1 protein-coding gene is annotated in these 1,335 nt (G+C 39.0%); it reads right to left on the bottom strand.

The genetic code is table 11. From position 1 onward, the window contains the following. Positions 1–31 precede the first annotated feature (31 nt). Positions 32–1,219 (bottom strand): IS4 family transposase, encoded by a 1,188-nt coding sequence (locus AN214_RS21675; protein WP_054981608.1) that lies wholly within the window; start codon positions 1,217–1,219, stop codon positions 32–34. Between the last annotated feature and the right edge of the window lie 116 nt (positions 1,220–1,335).

Consider the following 1,335-nt stretch of genomic DNA (forward strand, 5'->3'; position numbering starts at 1 on the left):
CTGTACGATCCCCACAAAATAGTTATACGTTTTAATAATCATATTCCGGTCCCGCATTTTGAAGCTGCTTAATTGCATTTAGGCAGCTTCGCATATACAACTTAATCCCTTTATCTGCAGCGACACGTTGACCAATAAAATGTAATGATAGTATGTTGCCTGTTTTTAAAGAGTTAGCTTGATACTGTCTATGCTTGTTATCAAGTTTAGCCGTCATGCCTAAAATCATCAGAAACCAGTGTGCCAAAGTGGTGAGCAATACAAGCAAGGATAAACGGTTTTGTACGGTTGTTTTATTGTAGCTGAACCCTTGTCCAAATCGCCGACTTTTCATGTCTCTAAACCCTTCTTCTATTTGCATTCTTAGCTGATAAATCTTGACTAGTTTTGTTGCAGAGTTACGTGAATAAGGAAGTGAGCTAGAGATAAGCCATGGATCCCTTGCGGACTTAATATGCACTTTCGCATGCTTTGATTGTTTTGGTTTTCCCGAACGATTGAGTGATTTCCTTCCTTTCGCTTTTTGCTTGTATAGAACAAGCTGACACTTTAAGGGATTTCTTCGAGCAATGTGGCCCACAAATGCTTGAGCATGCTGTGTCGCTTTTTTATAAAGGTGTGTAATACATTGCCAACTCTCCCCGTCAACAGAGTAAAAGTTTGGTAGTCGGGTTCTACCAACAAAGTCCCAACCTTGTGCTAACACACTGCGAAACCAAGGTGTTTTAAAACCTGCATCTGTGACAATAATAGGCTTGCAATCCCGTGGCAGTATTTGGGCTAACTTTTTCAAGAACAACGCATGCGTAGCTGGTTTTTCTTTGGTTTTTATCGAATGAACTTCTTCATAGACGCATATACTTCGACTATGTGATGGTAAAGAAGCTCTAAGTAAGAAGTGACGTTTATATTCATCTAAATCAGACCAATCAACCAAAATAATAGGCCGCTTCTTAGTTCCAACCGTATATTTAGCGAGTTCTGTATAAATACCTAAGCTTTCTCGAGCAAGGTTTGCATTAGATAATAATCTATCAACGCGTTTTATTTTATGCTTTTCCTTAGCATTACAACTAATGCCTCTACCTATTGTCGTTACTGTGGCGGCTGCTCCTGAAGTTAAGCTTGCAACAGCAGCTATAAGGCTATTCCTGCGATATGTATGCATATTAGGAGTGACAAAGGTGAGTGTTTTCTTCAAAATGGTGGTTACTTTCATAGTGTGTAGTGGTGTGTGATTTTTGGCGATTGATCAGATCGCGAAACACTATGAAAGTTCCCACATATTATTTTTATCAGCCTGATTTTTATAAATTATTTATGGGGATGGCTCAG

The organism is Pseudoalteromonas sp. P1-9, assembly GCF_001399975.1.
Classification (GTDB): Bacteria; Pseudomonadota; Gammaproteobacteria; order Enterobacterales; family Alteromonadaceae; genus Pseudoalteromonas.